Genomic DNA, 26,293 nt, shown 5'->3' with positions numbered 1-26,293 from the left:
CATGAATACTCAATCAAATACGGCGTTCTCGTTATTGGCATTGGCAATAGGTGCCTTTGCCATTGGCACCACGGAATTTTCTCCAATGGGGTTACTTCCGAACATCGCTAATGATTTAGGGATTTCAATTCCAACAGCCGGTATGTTAATTACAGGCTATGCACTTGGCGTAATGCTAGGTGCACCGTTTATGACCCTATGGTTTGGTGGTTTTGCACGACGTAATGCGCTTATTTTTTTGATGGCGATCTTTACGGTCGGTAACCTGATTGCAGCGTTTTCACCAAATTATATGAGCTTATTAGGTGCACGTCTCATTACAAGCCTGAACCACGGTGCCTTTTTCGGAATTGGTTCTGTTGTGGCAGCGAGTATTGTACCAGCGCATAAACAGGCTAGTGCAGTGGCAACCATGTTTATGGGCTTAACCATTGCCAATATTGGTGGTGTGCCTTTAGCAACATGGGTTGGGCAAAACATTGGCTGGCGTATGTCTTTCCTTGCGATTTCCGTGCTCGGCATCATTACTATGCTCGCTTTGTGGAAAGCATTACCGCAAGGTATGGTTGCCCAAAAACCAAACGTGAAGGCCGAGTTAAAAGTATTAACGCGTACCCCTGTGGTTCTTGCATTACTCACTACCGTACTCGGTGCAGGTGCAATGTTTACGCTCTACACCTATATTGCGCCAAGTTTGACTGAGTTTACGCATGCTTCACCAACCTTCATTACGTTCATGTTGGTGTTGATCGGTGTCGGCTTCTCGATTGGTAACCATTTAGGTGGCCGTTTTGCAGACTTATCTATCAACAAAACTCTGATTGGTTTCTTGGTACTGTTGATTGTGATGATGGTGACTTTCCCAATTCTTGCTCAAAGCCAGATTGGAGCAGCCATTGCGTTGGTGATATGGGGTGCAGCAACCTTTGCTTTAGTACCACCATTACAAATGCGGGTAATGTCAGTTGCTCACGAAGCTCCAGGGCTTGCCTCTTCAGTAAATATCGGTGCGTTTAACCTAGGTAATGCAGTAGGCGCTGCTGCAGGTGCGTTAGTACTCGATTTAGGTTGGGGTTATAGTGCAGTATCTTTTGCGGGTGCCTTACTGGCGGGATTAGGTTTGTTATTGGTTTTATTCCAAATCAAACGAGAAAGCAGCCCCGCTCAAACCTTACAACAGTGTTCAGACTAATAAAAAAAGCGCCTGATCTCAGGCGCTTTTTTTAGCTTATTTATTTTAAAATTTCCGGCAACTTAGGTTGCTCATAAATCGGGTTCATTACTTCCCGTTTCATTTTAAGCAGCATCTGATAAGGCTGCTGTTGAACAAACATATTGACGAAGCTTAAAGGAATTGCACCCGCTGGATCAGCATAGCCACTAGTGGTGACTTTAACTTTATTATTGGCAAGTTTCTGGAATGTCCAATCCCCTTCATAGCGTGTTAGGCGCACGACATCGGGTTGTATCGGATAGTTACTATTAACTGCCGTATTTTTAATAGTAATTAGGCCATTGGCTGCTTTACTCATTTTTCCTTTAACCACTACATCGCGGTCTTTTAGCGGAAAAGGAAAATCTAACACCATATATAAAGTAAATTCGCCTTTCTTTTCATCCTGAGAAAGCATTTGGACCTTGCCCATATAAGGCACCCATTGAGCTGCACGATCTACATCTAAAATCACCGCCACAGCACGTTCAAGGGGTACATCAAACGTTGTTTCCGCTTTATATTGAAAGACTGGGTTATCTGCTTTTTGATAGGTCCACACTTTAATATGATTACGGTCTAGGCTGAGTTTAGCCTTGTCTGTAGAGGCAGCCCCTGTATAGAGGCTGCTTAAGCAAAGAAGAGTGGTCAAAGCAATTTGTTTTTTATTCATGTTCTGCTCTATCTTGTTTTTCTCGCCACATATGGGAAGTGTACAGATGGTTTACACCTGTACGTCGTTCAACCCTAAAACATCTTTCATGTCATATTTACGCGCTTCACGGCCCACAACCCATGCAGCAGCTCGTACTGCACCGGCGGCAAAGTTCATACGGTTAGTGGCTTTGTGAGTGACTTCAACACGCTCACCCTCACCAATAAACATGACCGTATGTTCCCCTACAATATCGCCACCACGGATGGTTTCAAAACCAATAGTTTGACGATCACGTGGACCGGTATGCCCTTCACGACCATAAACAGCAACTTCTTTTAAGTTACGGCCTAACGTATCCGCAATTGCTTCACCCATCATTAATGCAGTACCAGATGGTGCATCTACTTTATGACGGTGGTGAGCCTCAATCACTTCAATATCTACTGTATCGCCAAATACTTTTGCTGCAAGCTCAAGTAACTTGATTGATACATTTACGCCAACAGAGTAGTTCGCAGCATATACAACAGGTGTATGCGTTGCTGCTTCATCCAATTCAGCCTTTTGCTCATCAGACATCCCTGTAGTGCCAATCACCATAGCCACGCCAGCTTCACGACATAGCTTTAAATGCTGGGCGGTTGCAGCTGGTGCAGTAAAATCAATGATTACATCGCAATCTTTAAGTACATCAGCCAAGCTTCCTGAAACCTTCACTCCCACTGAACCAATTCCTGCAAGTTCACCAGCATCTGTGCCGACCAAACTACTTTCTGGACGCTCTACTGCCGCAGCCAATTGATAGCCTGCTTGTTGAACTGCCTGAATAAGTGTACGACCCATACGGCCGCCTGCACCCAAAATACCAATGCGTGGAGCTGCTGACATAATCCTTCCCAATCTTCTGTTTTACGTAATTGGCTTACTATATCAAAACTCTTTGCCCACAATAAAAAGTAAAAAATATTTTTTAAAGGTAACCGGAATTTAATCTGTTTTCACAAAAGTTAAAGAATTGATCTGCACACTACTGAGCCACGAATGAAAAAAAGATGACTATAAGGAGTTCAGCATGCATTCGAAAATTATTGGCCTAACCGCCATTATGGGGATAATAAGTTCAGTGGCATTTGCAGAACCTGCAATCCAGCCCGGAGAAACATTAGAGAGCTTATCTAAAGCACGTATTACAACAAACGTAAATACTCAAGCAGCAACGCCTACAGCGCAAACAAGCGATGCTACTGCTGAGGTTAAAGTTGAAGATATTGATCCAATCATTGAAGAAAAAACTGAAGAAACAGTAAAAGCAGCTATACAACCAGCTCCTCAAGCTACTGTCGAAGCTGTAGTGGCTCCAGTTGTATCAAGTGAACTCAACGTAAGTGTTGATGATATTGATGTCGCTCATCCTACAGAATAATTACGAGTCATTTTCTTTTAAGCAGAATAAAAATAATAAGATGAATCAGCGCAATAAAAAGGCGGATATTTTATCAATATCCGCCTTCTTTTTAATTTCTGATCTAATCAATCATTAATCGAATAAGCGATCAAAGAAAGATTTTTTCTTTGGTGAAGAAGCACTGTCTTCACCATCGAAAGATGCTTGTAATTCTTTAAGTAATTCACGTTGACGAGAGGTTAGGTTAACCGGTGTTTCTACCACGATACGGCAAAGTAAATCACCCACCATACTGCTACGTACAGGGCGCACACCTTTACCACGTAACCGGAATAATTTACCTGTTTGAGTTCCCTCAGGAATCTTCAAGCTAACTCGGCCTTCCAAAGTCGGGATTTCAATTTCTTTACCAAGTGCAGCATCAGCAATGCTTACTGGTACGTCCATATATAAGTCGGCACCATCACGTTGGAAAATTTCGTGTTCACGAACAACCACTTCAACGTATAAGTCACCAGCTTGACCATCACGAATAGCCTCGCCTTTACCACTTAAACGAACGCGGTCACCATTGTCCACACCTGCAGGAATCGTCACTTCTAATGTTTGCTGACGATCTGCTACACCTGAACCATGACATGCATGGCATGGGTTTTTAATAATTTTGCCTTGGCCACGACATGTGCCACAAGTTTGTTGTACAGAGAAGAAACCTTGCTGCATACGCACTTGTCCTGAACCGTGACAAGTTTTACAAGTTTCTACATCTTTTGGATTTTTAGAGCCTTTACCATCACACACATCACATGGTGCTGGAGCAGTAAAGGTAATTGTTTTTTTAACCCCTTTTACAGCTTCCTCAAGGGTAAGTTCCATGACATAGCGTAAATCTGAACCGCGACGTTGGCGTTGCTGACGTCCGCCGCCACCAAACGCTCCACCAAAGATATCACCGAACTGGCTAAAAATATCTTCTGCACTGAAACCGCCAAAGCCACCACCAGCGCCACCAAAGCCGCCTTCAAACGCATTATGTCCCATACGGTCATACATGCTGCGTTTTTCGCTGTCCGATAAAATCTCATAAGCTTCAGAAGCTTCTTTAAATTTTTCTTCAGCCTCGGCATTGTCAGGGTTTCTGTCAGGATGATATTTCATCGCCAATTTACGATAGGCTTTTTTGATCTCATCATCACTTGCGGTTTTTGAAACGCCTAAAACCTCATAATAATCACGTTTAGCCATGTTTGGCGGTGCTCCTCACGGAAATTTTATCAATACTCTATTGCCGACTAAATGGGGGGCTTTAGCCGAATTTACAAGGGGAAAACTTTCAAAAAACAGATATATTAAAAAACTGCCTTATTTTTTAAATATTTAGACAAGCCTTTTAACCATGCATTTAATAAAAATAACCAAGCAATAGCACTAAAAACTACACCAGCAACTGTTGAAGCCGTTACCCAAAGGTTGCTATCCCATGCAAAAAAGAAGAGAGGAATAAACCAGACCACAGCAAAAACTGACATGAGGAGGAATAGAATACCATTGCGCATAATCCATAGCGCATGAGCATGAATCCAAACTTCCGCATCATCCACAACAGCTACTTTACGAGCGACCAGATAAGCAAAGGCCGCAAAAATAACCGTAAACAATGCAAGAAACATGAACGCATAAGAAATTACAATATAACGGCGATGCTGTTCGATATGGTCTTGCCCCATCTGTATTTCACCTCAATTCACTGCATTATGCCTATTTTTTATGCAGCGAAATAATCCTGTATTTTTTGTGTAAAGACAGGTGCTACTATATTGGACTTTTCAATATTTCGCACCTTTATTCACAAAAAATTTATGTATTTTATGCTGTTTTTTTCACCTTAAACCACGCTGCATACAATGCAGGTAAGAAAAATAATGTCAGCAAGGTAGCAACAATGAGTCCGCCCATAATCGCAACAGCCATTGGACCGAAGAAAATACTCCGCGAAAGAGGGATCATGGCGAGTACTGCTGCCAATGCCGTGAGAATAATCGGACGGAAACGGCGTACTGTTGCATCAATAATTGCTTCCCACGTTGGATGCCCTGCCTGTCTGTCTTGTTCAATCTGATCAATCAGAATGAGTGAGTTACGCATAATCATGCCGGATAAGGCAATGGTTCCTAGCATGGCAACAAAACCAAATGGTTTATTAAACAAAAGTAAGAATAAAACAACGCCAATTAAGCCTAATGGTGCAGTCAAAAATACAATTGTTGCCCGAGACAAACTCTTCAGCTGAATCATGAGTAATGTCATGACCACTGCCAAAAAGAGTGGCATACCAGCATTGACCGAACTTTGTCCGCGTGCCGACTCTTCCACTGTTCCCCCCACTTCAATGAGGTAGCCACTTGGCAGCTCAGCGCGTAACTTGTCCATTGTTTCAGCTAACTCTCCAACAACGGTAGCTGGCTGTAAATTGGTACGAATATCTGCACGAACAGTAATTGTCGGTAATCGATTACGGTGCCAAATCAGACCATCTTCAAATTTGTATTCAATTTTCGCAATCTGGGCTAAAGGTACAGTTGTTCCATTCGCTGTTGGTACTGCAAGGCTCGCCAGTGAAGCTACTTCAACGCGCTCAGCTTTATCACCACGTAATCGGATTTCGATCAGCTCACGCTTTTCACGATACTGTTCAATTGCGCTACCTGTAATTGAGGCGTTCAGGAAATTCGCCAAATCCACACTAGACACACCCATTTGTCGCGCACGGTCTTGATCAATTTGAATGGAAATAATCTTGCTTGGCTCGCCCCAATCCAAATGCACATTGGTGGTATTCGGGTTTTCACTAATTACCCTAGCAACCTGCTGTGCTTCTTTACGTACCAGATTTAAATCTTCACCTGACACACGATACTGCAATGGATAACCAACAGGTGGGCCATTTTCGAGTAATGACACGCGAGTACGGACTTGTGGGAGTAACTGCTTAATTTGGGTTTCTAAAGAACGGCGAATTTCATCACGATCATCAAGCGATGATGCCAAAACAACAAACTGCGCAAAGCTAGCTTGCGGTAATTGCTGATCTAGAGGTAAATAAAAACGTGGTGAACCTGTACCGACATAGGCTACATAATTATCAATGCCTTTTTGTTTAGACAGGAATTGTTCAACCTTTTTCACCGCTTGCTCTGTAGCGGTTAACGATGCTCCTTCTTCGAGTTTTAAATCGACTAAAATTTCAGCGCGGTTTGAAGGCGGGAAAAACTGCTGTGGCACCAACTTAAACATGAGTACAGACAGCACAAAAATCCCCACCGTTGTTGCAATCACGGTTTTACGGTAGGTCACACAAAACTCGACCATTTTCCGAAAACGTAAATAGAAACTTGATTGATAAGGATCGTAATGATGGTCCTGTGAAATGGCCACAGTTTGCAGTTGCGGTTTTTTAGTTATTCTTGCCCACAAACGGACATACCAAGGTGCTTGATGACCCATCTTGGTAAAATCAGGTAGTAGTTTTTCACCCAAATAAGGTACAAATAAAACTGCGGCAACCCACGACACCAATAAAGCAATCGTCACGACCTGAAAGATAGAGCGTGTGTATTCACCTGTACTGGACTGAGCCGTAGCAATAGGTAAAAAGCCTGCAGCGGTAATTAATGTCCCCGTCAACATCGGAAATGCTGTTGTTTTCCATGCAAATCCGGCGGCCTTAATTCGGCTATACCCCTGCTCCATCTTAATGGCCATCATCTCGACCGCAATAATGGCATCATCTACAAGCAGGCCCAAAGCTAGAATTAGGGCACCAAGCGAAATCTTGTGCAGCCCGACATCGAATAAATTCATACCGGCAAAAGTCATTGCTAAAACCAAAGGAATGGAAAAAGCGACAACTAAACCCGTCCGGAAACCTAATGAGAAAAAGCTCACTAACAAGACAATAATGACTGCTTCAGCAAGTACTTTGACAAACTCATGGATACTGCGTTGTACCGCTACAGGTTGGTCAGAAACTTTCTGCAATTTCATGCCTAGAGGTAATGTTTTTTGCAGTTGGGCAAATTCAGTTTCCAGATTTTTACCTAAGGCAATAATATCGCCGCCTTTACGCATAGATACGGCAATACCAATACCATTGTCACCCATAAAACGCATACGCGGCTGAGCAGGTTGGCTAAAACCACGGTAGACATCAGCAACGTCACCAAGCTGAATAGTTTTATCGCCTACCAGTAAAGGCATTTTTTTAATGTCCTCTACGCTTTGTAATTGGCCACTTACTCGAATTTGAATACGATCCGTTCCAGTTTCAAAAAAGCCTGCACTTGCCATGCTATTTTGCTTTTGTAGGGCTTCTTGTATGGCAGAAACAGGAATCCCGAGCTGAACGGCTTTAGTGTTTGAAATTTCAATCCAGATTTTCTGATCTTGCAGCCCAATTAGCTCAACTTTGCCTACATCTTTGACTCTCTGTAGTTGTAATTGCAAACGATCGGCATATTCTTTCAAAAGCGCATAGTCAAAGTCTTTGCCTGTCAGTACATAAATATTACCGAAGGTATCGCCAAATTCATCATTAAAAAATGGACCTTGCACCCCACTTGGGAGTTCATGGCGAATGTCATTGACCTTCTTCCGAACGTTGTACCAAACATCAGGAATCTGCGCAGAAGTGAGAGAATCTTTAGCAACAAAAGTCACCATCGACTCGCCTGGACGGGAATACGCCATAATCTTGTCATACTGACCTGTGGTCATCAGTTCCTTTTCGATACGGTCCGTAACTAAAGTAGAAACTTCTTTGGCTGTCGCGCCTGGCCAGTAGGTTTGTACGACCATGACTTTAAAGGTAAATGGCGGATCTTCACTTTGTGAGAGTTTTGAATAAGAAATTGCACCAATAATGCCGAGCAAGAGCATGAAATAAAGGACAATACCTTTATTGTTCAGTGCCCATTCAGAGAGATTAAATTTCATGGTTATTTGGCTCCCTGAATTTTCACTGCACGATTTTCACGATCAATCGGGTGAATCTTCTGTTTATCGCGCAGCAAGTGCACACCACCAATCACTACCCAATCATTTGGTGTTAAACCCGATAATACCGGCACGCTATCTCTGCCATAAGCACCAATCGTTACAGGCACTTTACGTAAGGTCTGATTCGCATTCACTACCCATACATAAGGTTGGTTATCTGTTGCAGATATACTCGAAAGTGGCACACTCATGACATTAGTTTGAGTCGAACTAAAAAATACGCGTGCACTTTGTCCAAGCTGAATAGCAGACTGACCTTCTTTGAGTGCTACCTTAACTGTGAACGTACGGGACTGGTCAGCAGCTGGAGAAACTTCGCGTACATATCCGGCAAATCGTTCGTTCGGTTTAGACCACAAAGTTATCCATGCCGCCTGGCCAACTTTAATCTCGCTAACTGCTTGTTCCGGTACGCCGATGACCACTTCACGTTCACCATCAATTGCCAGTTGATAAGCCGCTTGCCCTGCTGCAACCACCTGTCCAATTTCAATATTACGCGCTGTAATCACCCCGTTTTTATTAGAAACAAGTTGGTTATAACCAGTCTGGTTGGCAGAAACTTCATAATTAGAACGAGCTTGTTGTAATGCTGCCTGAGCCGCATCATATTGATTTTTTACCGTATCGTATTGCGAACGGCTTACGGCATTTATGGGTAATAATTGTTGAAAACGTTTAAGCTCATCTGAGGCTGTTTTTGCTGCTGCCTGTGCGTTTTCTAATTGAGCTTTGGCAGCATTTAATTGTAGCTGTGCATCCGCCACATCGAGTTTTGCTAATACTTGCCCAACTCTAACCCGGTCACCTACATCCACATAGCGAGCCGTAACTTGTCCACCCACCCGAAATGCCAAGGCAGTTTGTTGTCGAGCCTGTACATCTCCAGCATAGCTTTTTTGTTCGTGAAGTGTGGTTGAAGGCTGGGTCACCATCACATAGGGTATTTCTTCTGTTTTGGGAGCCTCTTTACTACACCCCGTTAATGTGACCATGCAAACAATCATCATACTCATGATGAGAGGTTTTAACAGATTCATATCTTATCGCTCTTATTCAAACTGGTTTTTTAAGGCACAATATATTTGCATCATAGTTTGTTTGTTTTTTAATTAATATACCCGCTGGTACATTAATTAAAGAAAAACTTATAAGTATTTATTTTTATATAGTTTTATTAGAGGGTTTCGTGCAAACAGTTAATCAAAGTGGTCGCCCCAAAGATCTGGAAAAGCGTGCTCGTATCTTACAGGCCGCTAAAGCTATTTTTTTAAAGTCCGGTTATCACGGTACCAGCATGAACCTGATTGCACAGGAAGCAGGCGTTACTAAACTCACGGTTTATAATCACTTTCAAGACAAAGCAAACCTGTTTATCTGTGCCATTACAGAAACTTGTGAAGAGACTCTAGGCACTAAACCATTTGAATTAGATGCATCGGCAGACTTTTATCAAACACTTTATATGGTGTGTTCACGTGCCTTGCAGATTATTTATTCCCCCGAAGCACTTAAACTCGAGCATGTATTATTTGAACTTGCAGCAGAGCAAAGTCCACTCGCCCTACAGTTTTTTAATGCATCCCATACCCGTCTGCAAAATCAGTTAGTTGAGTTTTTTCAAAAAGCTGCTCAATTAGGTTTTATTCAAGCCGATGATCCGCTATATCAAACAGAGCTGCTTTTGACCTTATTGCTTGGTGTACGCCATCACAAGGTTCTACTTGGAATTATTCCTGTACCGAATACTCAAGAGATAGATCGGTTTATTCGGGATGCTATTGATTTATTTCTACTCAAATATCGGCATTAAACCAAAGTCCGATTGCCAAAATTTGCAACGGGTGCATGTCGACTTTTAAAGCGTTATAAGCGATTTAAATGTTATTTTTTAAGCAAAAATTCACATTTTCTTACGCTCAAAGCTTGGAATGTTCGTTAATCGCGCTATATTCGAAAAGAATAAGAACAGGAGAAAATAGCATGGTTCAGCAAATCGATGCGCCACTGCGTGAGGATGTCCGCTTACTTGGCAATTTATTAGGTGAAACCCTAAAACAGCATGCAGGACAAGAACTGTTTAATCAGATCGAGCAAATCCGTGCTCTTGCCAAAGGTGCACGTGATGGTCAAGCTGAAGCCGAAAAGCAATTAGAACAATTATTTTTAGAATTGCCCGATGAAGAGCTATTGCCTCTTACCCGCGCTTTTTCTCACTTCCTCAATTTTGCCAATATTGCTGAGCAATATCATGTGGTACGTAGCCGCAGACAGGCAGAGTTTGATCCGGATGCAAACTCCCCGAATCCCCTTGTTCACTTATTTAAAAAGTTTAAAGATAAAAATATTTCGACAGAAAAACTGTTCCAGCAAATTTGTGATCTTAAGATTGAATTGGTACTTACGGCGCATCCAACAGAAGTGAGTCGTCGTACCCTGATTCAAAAATATGACGATATCAATGCTTGTCTATCACAACTTGATCAGCAAAAACTTACTCCGCGTGAACGACAAAATGCTCTTGCCAATTTAAAACAACAAATTAGTTCGGCTTGGCAAACAGATGAAATCAGGCAGCACCGCCCGACCCCGGTAGATGAAGCAAAATGGGGGTTTGCCACAATTGAGCAAACGCTTTGGAATGCTGTTCCTAAATTTATCCGTGAGCTAAATGAACTGGTTCAAGACAATTGCCAACAAAACTTACCACTTCATATTGCTCCGGTACGTTTTGCATCTTGGATGGGTGGAGACCGTGATGGTAACCCGAACGTTACTCATCAAATTACCCAAGAAGTATTGTGGTTATCACGCTGGCAAGCTGCCGACCTCTACCTAAGAGATATCGAAAACTTACGTTGGGAACTATCAATTCAGTCTTGTTCCGAAGAAATGGTTCAAGCCATTGGTAGTCCACACCCAGAACCTTATCGTGAGTATTTACGTGCAACACGAGAGCGTTTAAAAGCAACTCGTCATTGGTTAGCTCAGCGCCTACAAGGCTTAGAAGCTGATGACAGCAATGTCATTAAAAGCAAAGATGAACTGTTACAACCATTATTGCTGTGCTATCGCTCTCTAATTGACAGTAATCTACCTGAAATCGCGAATGGTCAACTACTCGACTTTATCTACCGTGTGAACTGTTTTGGTATTGAACTACTTAAGCTCGATATTCGCCAAGAATCAGGCCGTCATCGCCAAGCCATTTCAGCAATTACCGAATACTTAGGTCTGGGTAATTTTGAGTCATGGACTGAACAAGCGCGCCAAAACTTCCTTATCCAGGAACTCCAAAGCAAACGCCCACTTTTACCGAAGTATATTAATGAGCCAGAAGGTAGTTTGATTGGTCACCCAGATGTACAAGAAGTATTTGCAACCATGCGTACTTTGGCAGACCAACCACCTGAGTCTTTAGGGGCTTATATTATTTCTATGGCTGAATATCCAAGTGATGTTTTAGCTGTATTGTTATTGCAAAAAGAAGCCGGTATTCAGCATCCTTTACGTGTAGTGCCTTTATTTGAGACTTTAAAAGACTTAGACGGCGCAGCAACTACCATGAATACGTTGTTCAATATGCATTGGTATAAGCAGCATATTCAAGGTAAACACGAAGTCATGATCGGCTACTCGGATTCAGCAAAAGATGCCGGTTTCATGTCTGCCAACTGGGCCCAATACCGCGCTCAAGAAGAGCTGACTGCAATTGCTCGTAAACACGGCGTACAGTTGACTCTGTTCCACGGTCGTGGCGGCTCAATTAGCCGTGGTGGTGCTCCAACGCAACAAGCACTCTTTTCGCAACCACCGGGCTCAATCTCTGGTGCAATTCGTGTGACAGAACAAGGTGAAATGATCCGCTTCAAATTCGGTCTAGAAGGTATTGCCATGCAAAACCTTGAAATCTATACCGCAGCAACGCTTGAAGCGACATTATTACCACCACCAGAGCCTAAGGTTGAGTGGCGTGAACTTATGAACCGTATGACAGATCATTCTGTGAAGGTTTATCGTCAAACAGTGCGTGAAAACCCGCATTTTGTGAAGTACTTACGGACTGTCACTCCTGAGCTTGAATTACAAATGTTGCCGCTAGGCTCACGTCCGGCAAAACGTAAAGTAAGTGGCGGTATCGAGTCTTTACGTGCCATTCCATGGGTGTTTGCTTGGACACAAATCCGTTTGATGTTACCTGCATGGTTAGGTACAGGTGCGGCGATTAATGAAGTGATTGCTGATCAGCAAAAAGCAACGCTTGATGAAATGCTTCAGCAATGGCCTTATTTCCAGACACTTATTGATATGCTGGAAATGGTATTGTCTAAAGCCGATGCCAATATTGCACTCTACTACGAGTCTCATTTGACTGAAGATGAAGACTTAAAAGTGCTGGGCAATCAGTTACGCCAACGTCTAAAAGATGCTGTGGAAACCTTACTTACGTTAAAAGATGAATCAAAACTATTAAGCGACAATGAAGTTTTGGATCAGTCTATGCAAGTTCGTAAACCTTATTTACTGCCTTTGCATCTTTTACAAGCTGAACTCATGAAACGCCGCCGTGATTATCTTGCTGAACGTCAGGCAGAGCATACCCCTGTTGACCATGCACTTATGGTAAGTATTGCCGGAATTGCTGCTGGTTTACGTAATACAGGCTAAGCTCATTTTACTAACTACTTTCTTAAAGCAGTGCATCTTGGATGTGCTGCTTTTTACTTGCAAAATTCCTTGTTTTTCTCAAATTTTCCCCGATTTTTCATTTTTTAGAATATTTTTTTAAAAATCATAAAATTAATTTTTATCAGAAAAAAACACCTAATTCCTTATATTTAGAATTTATAAAATTATACCGATCGTTAAAAAATAATTACTTTTCACTTTCATATTCAATACAAGAGATTAAATGCTTTTACAAGAAAGAGTATCATTGCACCAATTAAAGAATAATGAGCTTATTTTATGTCCAACTGGTTTCCCAAATGGCAGCCTTACCAAGGTGATGTTGACCATCGACCGGTCTCTACCAATGAATATCTCCCTCCAGTTCAAAGTGCTATTTTAGGTATCCAACATGCCTTTGCCATGTTTGGAGCGACTGTTTTAGCACCTTTACTCATGGGCTTTAACCCTAACCTTGCTATTTTAATGTCAGGTATCTGTACCATCCTGTTCTTCTTAATTACAGGTGGTCGTGTTCCTAGTTATTTAGGATCGAGTTTTGCCTTTATTGGTGTTGTTGCAGCAGCCACGGGGCATATCACAGGTTCAGGGGCCAATCCAAATCTTTCTATTGCGTTGGGCGGGATCGTAGCGTGCGGTATCTTTTATGCACTCATCGGTTTTATTGTCATGCTCACGGGTACACGCTGGATTGAAAAACTTATGCCGCCTGTGGTGACTGGTGCAATTGTGATGATTATTGGTCTCAACCTTGCCCCTGTTACCATTAAAGGCGTTGCAGGCCAACCTTTTGAAATGTGGATGGCCTTAATTACTGTACTTTGTATGGGCAGTATTGCAGTTTTTACACGAGGCTTATTGCAGCGTCTACTTCTATTGGTAGGTTTGATCTTGGCTTATGTAATCTATGCGATTGCGACAAACGGTCTAGGTTTAGGTAAACCGATCGATTTTAGCCAGATCTCACAAGCTTCGTGGTTCGGTATTCCAAGCTTTTCACATCCTACTTTTGATACCAAGGCTATTTTAATTATTGCACCGGTTGCACTGATTTTAGTAGCAGAAAACTTAGGCCATATCAAAGCAGTAGGTGCAATGACTGGAGAAAACCTAACTCCACAATTAGGCAAAGCCTTTGTCGCTGATGGTTTAGCTACGACACTTTCTGGTAGTGTTGGTGCGCCAGGGATGACGACTTATGGTGAAAACATTGGTGTGATGGCAGTCACTCGTGTGTACTCAACCATTGTATTTGTGATTGCAGGCATCTTTGCTATTTTCTTAGGTCTATCACCAAAATTTGGCGCTGTCATTAGTACCATTCCAAGTGCAGTTCTTACAGGTGCATCTATTGTGGTATTTGGCTTAATTACCATTGCCGGTGCAAAAATCTGGATTGAAAACAAAGTCGATTTTTCTAACAATAAAAATCTGATTGTGGCCTCAGTAACCATTATTTTGGGTGCTGGAAACTTTGAATTATTGTTTGGTAATTTCAATTTAGGTGGTATTGGTACAGCAACGTTTGCAGCTATTATTTTAAACTGGCTGTTTAGTTTAAAAGATAAAACCTAAATTCTAAAAGGCAGCGCAAGCTGCCTTTTTTCATTCCGATTTAGTATGATGAATTTTTGCATTTCAATACGTTCCTATCATGCGTTTTGATTTTTTTGATTTACAGCTGGTTCTTCATATTGTCTCGACTGGTAGCCTCACCAAAGGCGCTGACCGCTCTGCGATTTCACTTCAGGCAGCGAGTGAACGTATAAAAAAACTTGAACAGTATTTTGAAACCCCATTATTTATTCGCCAAACCACAGGTGTAGAACTCACTACAGCTGGACATGCATTTGTAGAGCATGCTCGTCAGCTTTTAGCTCAAAAAGATCAACTCGAACACGAAATGCAGCGGTTCAGACAGCCGACAACAGAAGCATTAACACTTTGGTGTAACTCATCTGCTCAAAGTGAATATCTACCTACGTTATTACCGCAATATTTGGTGCTTCATCCAGAAATGAATATCGATTTGCATGAAGCAGAAAGTTCAGAAATTGTAGATGCATTAACCCAAGGGATTGCAAGTCTTGGCCTAGTCTCGAGTTTTTTCAATACCCGACATTTGCAAACTAAAGAGTTTGCAAGCGACCCATTAGTACTTATTTGCCCTGTGACACATGAGTTAGCCCACTACAAAGAGCTAAATTTAGTAGATGCTTTAAGCTATGGTTTTATTGGACTCAAATCACATCACTCTTTACAACAGTCCATTGAAACCCAAGCCAAATTATTAGGCTTTAATATCCAGTATCGGTTGCGCTTACCTAACTTTGGCGCAATTGTCGAGGTAGTCGCTAAAGGTGTAGGAATTGCGATTATGCCTGCCCGTGCTGCACAGCGCCTACAATCGGACTATGATTTTCATTCAATTCAACTGCTAGGCGCATGGGCAAACCGTAAACTACTTTTGGCCACACAAAGTTTCAATCAGTTGCCCAGTAGTTATCAACAGTTTGCAGACTTTTTATTGCAGCATCGTCCTTAAAAATTGACTTAATGCAAAATCATATAAAGTCCTAATGACATCAAGCCTATAAAAAAGATACGGCGAAATATTTGCTCATTCAGTCGATAGCGGATTTTTTTACCGATCCACATTCCAATGAGCGCAGCCAACAACGCAGCGAAAGATAAACGATAGTCCAGTGATATCCCTGACATCGGGTTATGGTGTAAAAACACAGCAAGGCAAATGGTAGAGACCGTAAACGTTAATCCTAAAGCCTGTACCAACTCATCACGTTTTAAATGCAAAGACTGCAAATACGGTACGATAGGAATAATAATGACGCCTGTTGCTACAGTCACTGCCCCGCCGATATATCCAATAATGGGTGATAACCAACGCTCATGCTTTCCTAAATGCGGAAGTTTCTTTACGCATAGACCATAAAGCCCATATAAGGCCAACATGCAGCCTAATAAAATTTCACTACTTTGACCATGACTTTGACTTAAGGTAGGTAGAAAACTCCATATTGAGCCCACCACAATACCTGCGAGCAACGTCCAGAAACGGCGAATAAAAGTCCAGACATGTCCTTCAGCAAAAAGCTGCCAGACGTTGGTGACCATTGAAGGAACAATTAAAAGAGATGCAGCCTGAAAAGGACTCATTGTGATGGTGAGTAAGCCCATTGATACCGCAGGCAAGCCTAAGCCGATCATGCCTTTAATCATGCCCGCAAAGGCAAACACCATCATAATAATTGCTAGAAATGTCACTGTTTATCTCCGATTCCCTACAAGGTTATGCTACGGAAAAAAACAGGCCTTGCCCTATTCTTGTTTTTAGGAGTAGGCCTCAATTAGAAGTTGAGGCCGTTTTGTATTTTTCTTCTAAAACATTGCTAAAAATACTTTCAATCATCCAAACCCGATACAGGCTATTAAATACATAGCTTTGCCCATCGATACGTAACTCTAAAACCGGCAAATCAGGTTGATGCTTGTCTTGGCAAAGTGCATCATTTTGCGCTAAAACCGACTGTATATCCTGTTCAGTTAACTGCTCAATACCCAGTTGCTGCTGTAACTGTTGGAAATGCTTCTGGAAAGATAGATCTTTTCCTTTCGTCCAAACAGCCTGCAAAATAGTGAAAATTGTATCAAGTTGCTGATTTTCCGGCACACTATAGAAAAGCTTTGCCATCCCAAGCGTACTTTCTTCTGTAGGTCGGCAAAAAGGTGTAAAAGCAACCTCGGTACGTTTAGACACACGTGTTGCCAAGCTCCAGTCAAACCAGTCTCGGCCCCGATAACTCAAAGGATAAACTTTTAGCTGAATATCATAATAGTCTGCGAGCTCTTCTTTAATATAGGCAAGCAACAACCAGCTCATCGGGTCTTCTAAAGCGATAAATACATCAAGTTCAGGATGCAGAGCCTGAATTTCATTTAACGCCTCAGCATCATTAATCAAATGTTCACGCCATTCGATATGATTAATTAAAAATATCGGATTACCTGTCAGTAACTTTTGTTGTTTTAAACGTCGGGTTAAACGTAATAAATCATCTACTGCATGATATTTACGTCCACCAAACTCAAAGTATGCCGCTCGAACAGGTTCATCCGTAAAAATACGTTCTGGAAAATGCTGAGGAACCTGATGCTTGACTGCCATGGCATGTAGAGTACGCAATTTTCCATATTGCTGTTGCCAAAGCATGTGAAAGATATCTTCAAGTAAATGTAAGAAGTTCTGACCTTGTAGTGGGGTTCTTTTTAATATGACAGCGGCTTGTTTTAAAGATTCTGGACTTGGGATTTCTGGAAACTCATCAAAAGCAAACCGGTGCTGATTTGCTAAAATTTTGGCATCATTTAAACAATAATGCTGCCACTCCTCATGCGTCATGCTATTTGGAGGTTCAGAAGCCGTATGGGAAATAATAATTTTTAAAGGTTTAAGTTCATCACTTAAAATTTCATCTAGCTGAGACAATTGCTGAACAGCCAGATAGCTATACACATCATCAAGTCGTAAATAAATACTTAAACCATTTTCCGTGGGTAACACCGCTTGACGAGAAGGCTTTTGGTAAAACCAGCTCGATCGGATAGGGTCAAACCAACGGCGTAGCAGTGACATGAGTAGTGCCTCTAAAAATAAATCCTAAGCGAGATCAAAAGTTATTTTGATCATAGTGCAAGGTGAAACAGTAGTCGAGATAGAAAAATGACTACCTAAGTTCGCACAGAAAATATGTCATGTTATTTCGCGAGTTTCTGCGTAGGTGAAGATTTTATCACCATTTTATGGCAAACCCATAGAATGATCTGAAACCACCTTTTTCTACAAGCGGATTTTTTTTACCAGACATAAAAAATGCACCCTTAACATGATAACAATTCATCGTGTTAATGGGTGCATGTTTCCTAATCAATTATTAAAATTGAATATTTTATAGAACGCGTACAGCTCCTTTTGCTGCACTTGTGGTATGCATTGCATAAACTTTTAACGCTTTTGATACCTTACGTTTACGTTCTTCCTTCGGATGCCAACCTTTCGCTTCTTGAACTGTACGACGGTGCGCCAAAGTCGCATCATCAATATTCAAGTGAATGGTACGGTTTGGAATATCAATTTCGATGGTATCGCCATCTTCAACCAAACCAATCGCACCGCCTTCAGCAGCTTCTGGCGAAACGTGACCAATTGAAAGACCTGATGAACCACCAGAGAAACGGCCATCTGTAACTAACGCGCAGTCTTTTCCTAAACCTTTTGATTTAAGATAGCTGGTTGGGTAAAGCATTTCTTGCATGCCCGGACCACCACGTGGACCTTCGTAGCGAATAACAACCACATCACCAGCTTTAATTTCATTGCCTAAAATTGCTTCTACCGCTGCATCTTGACTCTCAAAAACTCGTGCTGAACCTGTGAATTTTAAAATAGATTCGTCAACGCCCGCAGTTTTTACAATACATCCATCAAGCGCAATGTTGCCGTAAAGAACAGCTAAACCACCATCTTTAGAGAATGCATGCTCTGCATTACGAATCACACCCTTTTCACGGTCGCCATCTAAAGTTGAGTAGTAACGGTTTTGTGAGAATGCAACTTGAGTTGGAACGCCACCCGGAGACGAGCGATAGAACTCATATACATCTGGATCTTCAGTACGGATAATATCCCACTTATCTAACGCATCTTTTAATGTTTTCTCATGTACAGTTGGTACAGATACATCAAGTAGATTCGCACGATCAAGCTCGCCTAAAATGGCCATGATACCGCCTGCACGATGTACATCTTCCATATGTACGTCTTGTTTTGCTGGTGCTACTTTTGAAAGCACTGGTACTCGACGTGACAACTCATCAATATCATCCATCGTAAAGTCAACTTCAGCTTCATTTGCTGCAGCTAACAAGTGGAGAACTGTATTGGTTGAACCACCCATTGCAATATCAAGTGTCATCGCATTTTTAAAGGCAGCTTTAGTGGCAATTGAACGAGGCAAAATACTTGCATCATTTTGCTCATAGTAGCGTTTGGCCAATTCAACAATAAGCTGACCTGCTTTTAAGAATAATTTTTTACGGTTTGCATGCGTTGCAACGATAGAACCATTGCCCGGTAACGATAAACCTAGCGCTTCTGTTAAACAGTTCATTGAGTTCGCAGTAAACATACCTGAACACGAACCACAGGTTGGACATGCTGAACGTTCAAATTCTGCAACTTCTTCGTCTGTGTAGCTGTCATCAGCTGCAACAACCATAGCATCTACAAGGTCAATTGCTTTTTCATCACCGCGGAATTTAACCTTACCTGCTTCCATTGGTCCGCCAGACACAAACACCACAGGAATATTTAGACGCATCGCAGCCATCAACATTCCCGGAGTAATTTTGTCACAGTTCGAAATACACACCATCGCATCGGCGCAATGTGCATTCACCATATATTCAACTGAGTCCGCAATTAAATCACGTGATGGTAATGAATAAAGCATGCCGTCATGCCCCATTGCGATACCGTCATCCACCGCGATTGTATTGAACTCTTTAGCAACACCACCTGCTGCCTGAATTTCTGCCGCGACAAGCTGTCCTAAATCTTTCAGATGGACGTGGCCCGGAACAAATTGGGTAAATGAATTGACCACTGCAATAATCGGTTTGCCGAAATCTTCATCTTTCATTCCTGTTGCACGCCATAAGCCACGTGCGCCAGCCATATTTCTTCCGTGTGTCGATGTTTTTGAACGATAGTCAGGCATTTGTGTTTCCAACAAGTTGTGCTTGAGTGAAATGACTTCCACTCTGGCTGAATGATACTGATATAGCGTTAGATCAGTCGGAATATTGACTCATCATCATAATTTGATCATTCTCCATTCTATAGAAGCAAATAATATTGGGAAAGCCAAGAACGATAATACTCAGTCAATATTTAGCAAAACTTACATGAATAATTTTTTATTTTTTTATAACATTTTTTTATCAATAAAAGTTTTTGAATAATTTTTTGTTCACTATTTATGGCTTTAGCTCTCCTTTGTACCTCGATTTAGGGCTTCAATCGTTTTTCACGTATACTAGCGTTAAACTTTTTTTGGATTGCATTTGTGAAAATTATTTTTGCTGGCACCCCCGAATTTGCTGCAACAGCATTGGCGGCTCTACTAAAAACTTCCCATGAAATTATCGCGGTTTATACTCAACCAGACCGTAAAGCAGGTCGTGGACAAAAACTAACACCGTCTCCTGTAAAACAGCTTGCGCTGGAACATAATATTCCTGTTTATCAACCGCTTCACTTCAAAGCTTCAACTGAAGAAGGCCTGGCAGCTCAACAAGAACTTGCTGCTTTAGGCGCTGATGTCATGGTAGTTGCAGCATATGGCTTAATTCTTCCACAAGCTGTGCTCGATACACCTAAATATGGCTGTTTAAATATTCACGGCTCATTATTACCACGCTGGCGCGGTGCAGCACCGATTCAGCGTGCAATTGCAACAGGTGACGATGAAACTGGTATCACCATCATGCAAATGGCGGCGGGTTTAGATACAGGCGATATGATGTATAAAACCTATTGCCCAATCACTTCCGAAGATACATCAGCGACGTTGCATGACAAACTTGCAGCTCAAGGTGCAACAGCAATTTGTGCGGTACTTGAGTCAGAAGAAACTCTGCAAAAATATTTAGCAGAACGCGAAGTTCAAGACGAAAGCTTAACAGTCTATGCGCATAAACTCGTGAAATCAGAAGCTCGTATTGATTGGTCTATGAATGCAGTTCAAGTTGACCGCAATATCCGTGCATTCAACCCATGGCCTGTTGCCTTTATTCAACTTGATGAAAATAATGCGCTGCGTGTTTGGAATTCAACAATTTCTAATCAAAACAAAGCAGATGCTCAAGCTGGTGAAATTATTGCAATCGATAAACAGGGTGTACATGTCGCTTGCGGTGAAAATACATTTATTTGTTTAACGAGTGTGCAGTGGCCGGGTGGTAAAGCATTAAATGCTCAACAAATTGCACAAACTCAAAAACTTCACGTAGGACAGATTCTGCCATGAGTCAGGTTACTTCAAATTCATCACGTTTTAACCTGCGCGCTCAAGTCGTCCAGACCTTGCTAAAAGTTCAGCAAGGTCAATCGCTCGCTAGTATTTTAAATACACAGCTGAATCAAGTAGCAGAGCGTGATCGTGCATTATTTCATGAACTTGTTTTAGGTACATTGCGCCAATGGTTCGCACTTAAGTCAATTAGCCTGCCTTTACTCAGCAAACCTTTAAACAATGAGACAGTAGAAACCTGCCTATACGTTGGCCTTTATCAAGTTTTATGCACGCGTATTGCAGCGCACGCTGCCATCTCGGAAACAGTCGATGCAACTAAACAACTTGGTTTCCCTGCACTCAGTGGTATTGTTAATGCAATTTTGCGCCGAGCAACTCGCGAAACTGAAGACTTTGAACAAGGTTTACAGCAAGCGCATGGCTTACCAAGTTGGCTTTTTAAACGCTTAAAAAAGGATTGGGGAGAACAAACAGAAGCTCTCTGCCAATCGTTAAAGCAAGTTGCGCCTTTAACTTTACGGGTGAACCAGCGTCATATTGGTCGAGATGCTTATTTAGCAAAACTGCAAAGTTTAGACATTCAGGCACGTGCGTGTTTGTTTTCCGAAGCTGGTATTGTCCTTGAGCAATCTGTACAAATCACTCAGTTACCGGGTTTTGAACAAGGCTGGTTCTCTGTACAAGATGAACATGCACAGCTATGTGCCACCTTGTTGCCTGATTTAAACAATAAAACGGTTATTGATGCTTGTGCTGCGCCAGGGGGTAAAACGGCTCATTTGCTTGAAAAGTTTAAACCAGCACAGCTTATCGCTATTGATCAGGACCCAAGTCGTTTAGTCCGTGTGACTGAAAACTTAAATCGCTTAGCACTCGATCAAAGCCATACGGAAATTTTGGCAGCCGATGCAACCAGGTGGACTCCTGTGCAACCTGTAGATTGTATCGTACTTGATGCTCCTTGTTCTGCGACAGGTGTGATTCGACGTCATCCTGACATACGCCTATTGCGCCAATCTAGTGATATAGCCCAAACCATTGAGCTACAAAAGCAGATCTTAGAGCACATGTGGCAGCAACTCAAAGTTGGCGGTACATTGCTTTATATCACCTGCTCAATTTTAAAATCTGAAAACGAACAGCAGATGATTAACTTCTTCACAGAGCATACTGATGCAAAAGAAGTGAAAATCGAGACAGATTGGGGAATTGAACAAGCTTATGGCAGACAACTGTTGCCAGAAGCACAATCTGGTGATGGATTTTATTATTGTAAAATTCAAAAGATTGCATAAAAAAAGCAGGCGTTATGCCTGCTTTTTTACTAGATCAGAATATCAAAGCGTATGCTGATCTTTTACTTCTTCTAAAACTTCATCTAACTCTTCAGGATGCTTTGTTAAATGTAAGATGGATAATGCTAATCCACCCCATACAAATACCATCGAAATTATTAACATCACGATTGCCGAAGTATTCATTATTTTATCCTCCTAGCGATCTTTCATTTTACTTAACACGATAGCAACGACTGCACAGAAAATCACACTGCCCCAGCCGAAGACACCTTGTAAGCTCATACTATAAGTATCATAGCCATTTTTGATCAAATTAAAAACAGTCATACAGAGTGTTGTTAATAAGATTAAAGAGGTAATGACTGTTAAAGTGAAGTCCCAGCCTTTACCCAATTGAATGGTTGAGATACGGTTTACATGGTCGCGAAGCTCTTTAAGTGCTGAACGTTTAAACCAAGCTACGCTAATAATTGATAATAAAGCCCCACCAATAATCCCAATGTTATTAATAAAGTGATCAACAATATCAACGAGCTTAATTGCGTTTACACTTGAGAATAAAATAATTGAAACCAGTGCACTACCACCACCAATAATCGTTACCGCTTTCTTACGTCCCCACTTTAACTTATCTTGCATTGCTGCAATAGGCACTTCCAAAATACTGACCATTGAAGAAATACCAGCAACAAATAATGAAGAGAAGAACAAAAGACCGAATAGATCAGCACCAGAACCTAAACTTGAAATAATTTTAGGGAAAGCAATAAATGCGAGTCCGATACCGCCACTCACAACATCCTTAACTTCAGTACCTGCGGCATGTGCCATAAAGCCAAGCGCTGCAAAGATACCAATACCCGCTAAAATCTCTGTTGATGCATTTGCAAAACCAACGATTAAACCAGAACCAGTTAAATTCGTTTTTGGCTTTAAATAGGATGCATAGGTGACCATGATCCCGAAACCAACTGAGAGTGAAAAGAAAGTATGGCCATAGGCAGCTAACCAAACTTTATAATCCATCATTGCAGACCAGTTCGGTGTAAAGAATGCATTTAAACCTTGTACCGCACCTGGTAAACGTAATGATTGAATAACTAAAATAGTGAAGAGAATGAATAATAAAGGCATGAAAATCTTATTTGATAATTCCACACCTTTTTTCACACCACCATAAAGAATGATGAGAGTAAGTGCCCAAATCCCAACAATTGGCCAGAATAAATGACCTACAAACTGTAGATCAAAGCCGGTTGCTTTTGTGGTCTGCAAATAGGTATTAAAGAAGAAACCTTCCGGATCACTTCCCCACATTTGGCCAATAGAGAAGTAAACATAGCTACCAGCCCATGTAAGTACACTTGCATAGTACAAACCAATGATGATACAGACACAAACCTGCCACCACCCTAATGTTTCACCACCTTTAAATAAGGCACGATATGCCTTAGGAGGTGAACCAGTACTACGATGGCCTACCGCATAATCTAAAAATAATAACGGTAAACCAGCAGTAATGAGTGCTAATAGATAGGGAATAAGAAACGCACCACCGCCATTTTCATACGCAACGTACGGAAAGCGCCAAATATTACCTAAGCCTACAGCCGAACCAACGGCTGCAATAATAAAACCAGATCGTGACGTCCAGTTTTCACGAGTATCTGTCATAGAACACCTAATGTTAAAAGATTACTTATTTTTACTGCTATTGTTGATTGTTATTCCGCATGCAAAAAAAGAACCAAAAAATACTTTTGTGTTTGTAGAAAATAAAATGCACCTTTTGAGTATTTTTATTTCCTTAACAAACAAGCAAAAATAGAAAATTCTTCCTTAAAGATTTTTGTCCATTTTTTGCCCCTATATAGCTGAACAATACCTGTTTTTATTTCTTTTTACTGTAATTTCCGTCTGAAAATTTACGTTTTTTTAGAGATTCTTATCTAGATTGGTTATTTTTTAGCTAATATTCCTGTTTTAAAGCATATTATTACCTTCTTACATTCAATGATATTTTCTACCATTAAAATTTCATTCCCATCCATAAAGTAGATATATCAACTAATTTATAGATGAGTAAAATATCAAAGTATTATCGATCCCTTACACAAAATTTATACTAAAACCTCTAAAACTAAAATCACTATAAGTTATTAATTTTTATATGAAAATTAATTAAATAAAAGAATATTAAAAATTGAAGATATAGAAGCTTTATATTCACCATTTTTCATCAATGCATAACTGCAAAGATATCTATATCATGCGTTCAAAGATTTTCTTTTTTTAGGATTGATGATGAAAATATTAAAACTGTCTTTTTTAGCACTCGGGATGGGTCTTAGCGGATTCGCACAAGCAGATTTTATAGGCGTAAAAGGAGACGTTGGCTACTGGTTTTATGACGGCAAAGCTAATATGTCTTCACAATCTCCTGAAGATCAAGATCTAGACAGAAAAGGTAGTGCTCAACTTTCATTAGCTTTTGAGCACCCAATCCCATTTATTCCAAATGCAAAAATTCGTTATGTTAATTTAGATACTCAAACTAAATCAGAAACTTTGGGTCAAGCTAACTATAACGTTGATTTAGATCATAGTGATTTTATTCTCTACTATGAGTTACTAGATAATATTGTCAGTGTAGATGCAGGTCTTGGTGCAACTGTAATAAATGGAGATATTACTGCCTATACCGGTAAACGTGTAGATATTGATAAGACATACCCGATTGCTTATTTATCAGGTGAAGTAAAACTTCCATTTACAGGGTTAAGCGCTAAAGGTGAAGCAACATATACAAACTTTGATGATGCAAAAATTACAGATGCGTTAGTAGAAGCAAAGTATAAGTTTGCCGATAATTTATTAATCGATTTAGGCTTAACAGCTGGTTATCGTATCCTCAATATCGATTTAGATGATTACGATAACAATGACCTTAAATTTGAATTTAAAGGGCCTTATGTGGGCTTAGAAGCACATTTCTAAATTAAAATAGAATTTTGATCTTCCCCATATAAAAAAGAACTCTATAAGAGTTCTTTTTTATTCAACCATACTCACATATTTTGGGCATTTTTGAATTCGTTGACACCATTCTTGAATATTTGGGTATAACTTTAAATCGAAGCCGCCTTCCTCAGCTGCATGCGTGTATGCATATAAAGCAATATCAGCAATTGTAAATTTATTTCCAACAAGATAGTCGTGCTCTACTAAAGCTTTATTCATAATAGATAACGCTTTATGGCCTTTTGGTTGTAATTTATGATATTCCTCTATTCTTTCTGGCGGTAATCCTAGATATTTATTAATAAAACGAGCAACTGCAATAAATGGTTCATGGCTATATTGTTCAAAGAACATCCATTGATACATTTTTGCCTTCATATAAGGATCTGCAGGAATCAATTCCGTTCCCTCAGCCAAGTAGCCTAAAATAGCGTTAGACTCACTTAGAACCCGTCCATCATCTAAAACTAATACAGGTATTTTCCCATTAGGATTTAAAGATAGAAACTCTGCTGTTTGAGTATCTTTATTTAAAATATCAACATGAATCCATCTATGATGTATATTTAATAGGGATAGTAACAGTTTGATTTTATAACAATTACCTGAATCTACATCACCATAGATTATCATAGGTACTTACCCCCTTATTCTGCATATTTAAATATATAATTTTCTTATTGTTTATAACACAACACTTCCATAATATTTTTATTTCCCATATAAAAAAACACCCCAACCTCTTTTGAGGTTGGGGTGTTTAGAATAATGAGCTGGCGATGACTTACTCTCACATGGGTAATCCCACACTACCATCAGCGCTAAGAGGTTTCACTTCTG

General features: G+C 40.8%; 21 protein-coding genes. 9 read left to right on the top strand and 12 right to left on the bottom strand.

What is annotated here, in order from left to right:
• The first annotated feature begins 1 nt into the window (after position 1).
• Positions 2 to 1,192 (top strand): MFS transporter, encoded by a 1,191-nt coding sequence (locus G9371_RS06575; RefSeq protein ID WP_001097146.1) that lies wholly within the window; start codon positions 2 to 4, stop codon positions 1,190 to 1,192.
• Between the two features lie 40 nt (positions 1,193 to 1,232).
• Here G9371_RS06575 and G9371_RS06570 read toward each other — a convergent pair whose 3' ends face one another.
• Together G9371_RS06570 and dapB are read right to left on the bottom strand one after the other, a co-directional pair.
• Positions 1,233 to 1,886, bottom strand: a complete 654-nt coding sequence (locus G9371_RS06570; RefSeq protein WP_001036017.1) for an START domain-containing protein — start codon at positions 1,884 to 1,886, stop codon at positions 1,233 to 1,235.
• A 51-nt stretch (positions 1,887 to 1,937) separates the two neighbouring features.
• The gene (gene dapB, locus G9371_RS06565; protein ID WP_001271389.1) at positions 1,938 to 2,759 is read right to left on the bottom strand and encodes a 4-hydroxy-tetrahydrodipicolinate reductase; all 822 of its coding nucleotides are present in this window, start codon (positions 2,757 to 2,759) and stop codon (positions 1,938 to 1,940) included.
• Positions 2,760 to 2,943: 184 nt separating this feature from the next.
• On the opposite strand from dapB, the gene G9371_RS06560 reads away from it, so the two are divergent.
• Complete coding sequence (locus G9371_RS06560) at positions 2,944 to 3,294, top strand: hypothetical protein (protein WP_000555698.1); 351 nt, start codon at positions 2,944 to 2,946, stop codon at positions 3,292 to 3,294.
• Positions 3,295 to 3,408: 114 nt separating this feature from the next.
• Here the strand turns inward: G9371_RS06560 and dnaJ are convergent, their stop codons facing one another.
• From dnaJ to G9371_RS06540, 4 genes are all read right to left on the bottom strand, one after another.
• Positions 3,409 to 4,521 carry a molecular chaperone DnaJ gene (dnaJ, locus tag G9371_RS06555; RefSeq protein WP_001119029.1) on the bottom strand — a complete coding sequence of 371 codons (1,113 nt, stop codon included), beginning with the start codon at positions 4,519 to 4,521 and terminating at the stop codon, positions 3,409 to 3,411.
• Positions 4,522 to 4,625: 104 nt separating this feature from the next.
• Positions 4,626 to 5,003, bottom strand: coding sequence for a hypothetical protein (locus G9371_RS06550; protein WP_000529425.1), 378 nt, complete (start codon positions 5,001 to 5,003; stop codon positions 4,626 to 4,628).
• Positions 5,004 to 5,142: 139 nt separating this feature from the next.
• Complete coding sequence (locus G9371_RS06545; protein WP_029424040.1) at positions 5,143 to 8,268, bottom strand: efflux RND transporter permease subunit; 3,126 nt, start codon at positions 8,266 to 8,268, stop codon at positions 5,143 to 5,145.
• 2 nt (positions 8,269 to 8,270) lie between these two features.
• Positions 8,271 to 9,371: an efflux RND transporter periplasmic adaptor subunit gene (locus tag G9371_RS06540; protein WP_029424039.1), complete on the bottom strand. Its 1,101-nt coding sequence runs from the start codon at positions 9,369 to 9,371 to the stop codon at positions 8,271 to 8,273.
• Positions 9,372 to 9,520: 149 nt separating this feature from the next.
• Here G9371_RS06540 and G9371_RS06535 point away from each other — a divergent pair, with 149 nt between their 5' ends.
• The 4 genes from G9371_RS06535 (at position 9,521) to G9371_RS06520 (ending at position 15,565) form a co-directional block, all read left to right on the top strand.
• Complete coding sequence (locus G9371_RS06535) at positions 9,521 to 10,144, top strand: TetR/AcrR family transcriptional regulator (RefSeq protein ID WP_001195320.1); 624 nt, start codon at positions 9,521 to 9,523, stop codon at positions 10,142 to 10,144.
• A gap of 170 nt (positions 10,145 to 10,314) precedes the next feature.
• The gene (gene ppc / locus G9371_RS06530; protein WP_000250589.1) at positions 10,315 to 12,999 is read left to right on the top strand and encodes a phosphoenolpyruvate carboxylase; all 2,685 of its coding nucleotides are present in this window, start codon (positions 10,315 to 10,317) and stop codon (positions 12,997 to 12,999) included.
• A 300-nt stretch (positions 13,000 to 13,299) separates the two neighbouring features.
• Positions 13,300 to 14,595 (top strand): solute carrier family 23 protein, encoded by a 1,296-nt coding sequence (locus G9371_RS06525; RefSeq protein ID WP_000073454.1) that lies wholly within the window; start codon positions 13,300 to 13,302, stop codon positions 14,593 to 14,595.
• 79 nt (positions 14,596 to 14,674) lie between these two features.
• Positions 14,675 to 15,565, top strand: a complete 891-nt coding sequence (locus tag G9371_RS06520) for a LysR family transcriptional regulator (protein ID WP_004745165.1) — start codon at positions 14,675 to 14,677, stop codon at positions 15,563 to 15,565.
• Between the two features lie 8 nt (positions 15,566 to 15,573).
• Here G9371_RS06520 and G9371_RS06515 read toward each other — a convergent pair whose 3' ends face one another.
• The 3 genes from G9371_RS06515 to ilvD form a co-directional block, all read right to left on the bottom strand.
• Positions 15,574 to 16,305, bottom strand: coding sequence for a sulfite exporter TauE/SafE family protein (locus tag G9371_RS06515; protein ID WP_029424038.1), 732 nt, complete (start codon positions 16,303 to 16,305; stop codon positions 15,574 to 15,576).
• A 79-nt stretch (positions 16,306 to 16,384) separates the two neighbouring features.
• A complete protein-coding gene (locus G9371_RS06510) occupies positions 16,385 to 17,674 on the bottom strand; it encodes a hypothetical protein (RefSeq protein WP_000055250.1) in 1,290 nt (429 codons plus the stop codon).
• 313 nt (positions 17,675 to 17,987) lie between these two features.
• A complete protein-coding gene (ilvD, locus tag G9371_RS06505) occupies positions 17,988 to 19,817 on the bottom strand; it encodes a dihydroxy-acid dehydratase (protein WP_001113593.1) in 1,830 nt (609 codons plus the stop codon).
• 348 nt (positions 19,818 to 20,165) lie between these two features.
• On the opposite strand from ilvD, the gene fmt reads away from it, so the two are divergent.
• Positions 20,166 to 21,128: a methionyl-tRNA formyltransferase gene (fmt, locus tag G9371_RS06500; RefSeq protein WP_000691198.1), complete on the top strand. Its 963-nt coding sequence runs from the start codon at positions 20,166 to 20,168 to the stop codon at positions 21,126 to 21,128.
• Positions 21,125 to 22,429: a 16S rRNA (cytosine(967)-C(5))-methyltransferase RsmB gene (gene rsmB, locus G9371_RS06495; RefSeq protein WP_029424037.1), complete on the top strand. Its 1,305-nt coding sequence runs from the start codon at positions 21,125 to 21,127 to the stop codon at positions 22,427 to 22,429. The genes fmt and rsmB overlap by 4 nt, the downstream gene beginning before the upstream one ends.
• Before the next feature lie 42 nt (positions 22,430 to 22,471).
• On the opposite strand, the gene G9371_RS06490 is transcribed toward rsmB, so the two are convergent.
• Entirely contained in the window at positions 22,472 to 22,615 is a 144-nt protein-coding gene (locus G9371_RS06490) for a methionine/alanine import family NSS transporter small subunit (RefSeq protein WP_001097630.1), read from the bottom strand.
• 12 nt (positions 22,616 to 22,627) lie between these two features.
• Complete coding sequence (locus G9371_RS06485) at positions 22,628 to 24,106, bottom strand: sodium-dependent transporter (protein WP_000132725.1); 1,479 nt, start codon at positions 24,104 to 24,106, stop codon at positions 22,628 to 22,630.
• A gap of 630 nt (positions 24,107 to 24,736) precedes the next feature.
• On the opposite strand from G9371_RS06485, the gene G9371_RS06480 reads away from it, so the two are divergent.
• Positions 24,737 to 25,429, top strand: coding sequence for a TIGR04219 family outer membrane beta-barrel protein (locus G9371_RS06480; RefSeq protein WP_002132340.1), 693 nt, complete (start codon positions 24,737 to 24,739; stop codon positions 25,427 to 25,429).
• A gap of 57 nt (positions 25,430 to 25,486) precedes the next feature.
• On the opposite strand, the gene G9371_RS06475 is transcribed toward G9371_RS06480, so the two are convergent.
• Positions 25,487 to 26,086, bottom strand: coding sequence for a glutathione S-transferase family protein (locus G9371_RS06475; protein WP_002132289.1), 600 nt, complete (start codon positions 26,084 to 26,086; stop codon positions 25,487 to 25,489).
• Positions 26,087 to 26,293 lie beyond the last annotated feature (207 nt).

Source organism: Acinetobacter sp. EKM10A (assembly GCF_011075215.1).
In the GTDB taxonomy this organism is placed as follows: Bacteria; Pseudomonadota; Gammaproteobacteria; order Pseudomonadales; family Moraxellaceae; genus Acinetobacter; species Acinetobacter baumannii.
This window is presented reverse-complemented; position numbering and strand designations above follow the sequence as displayed.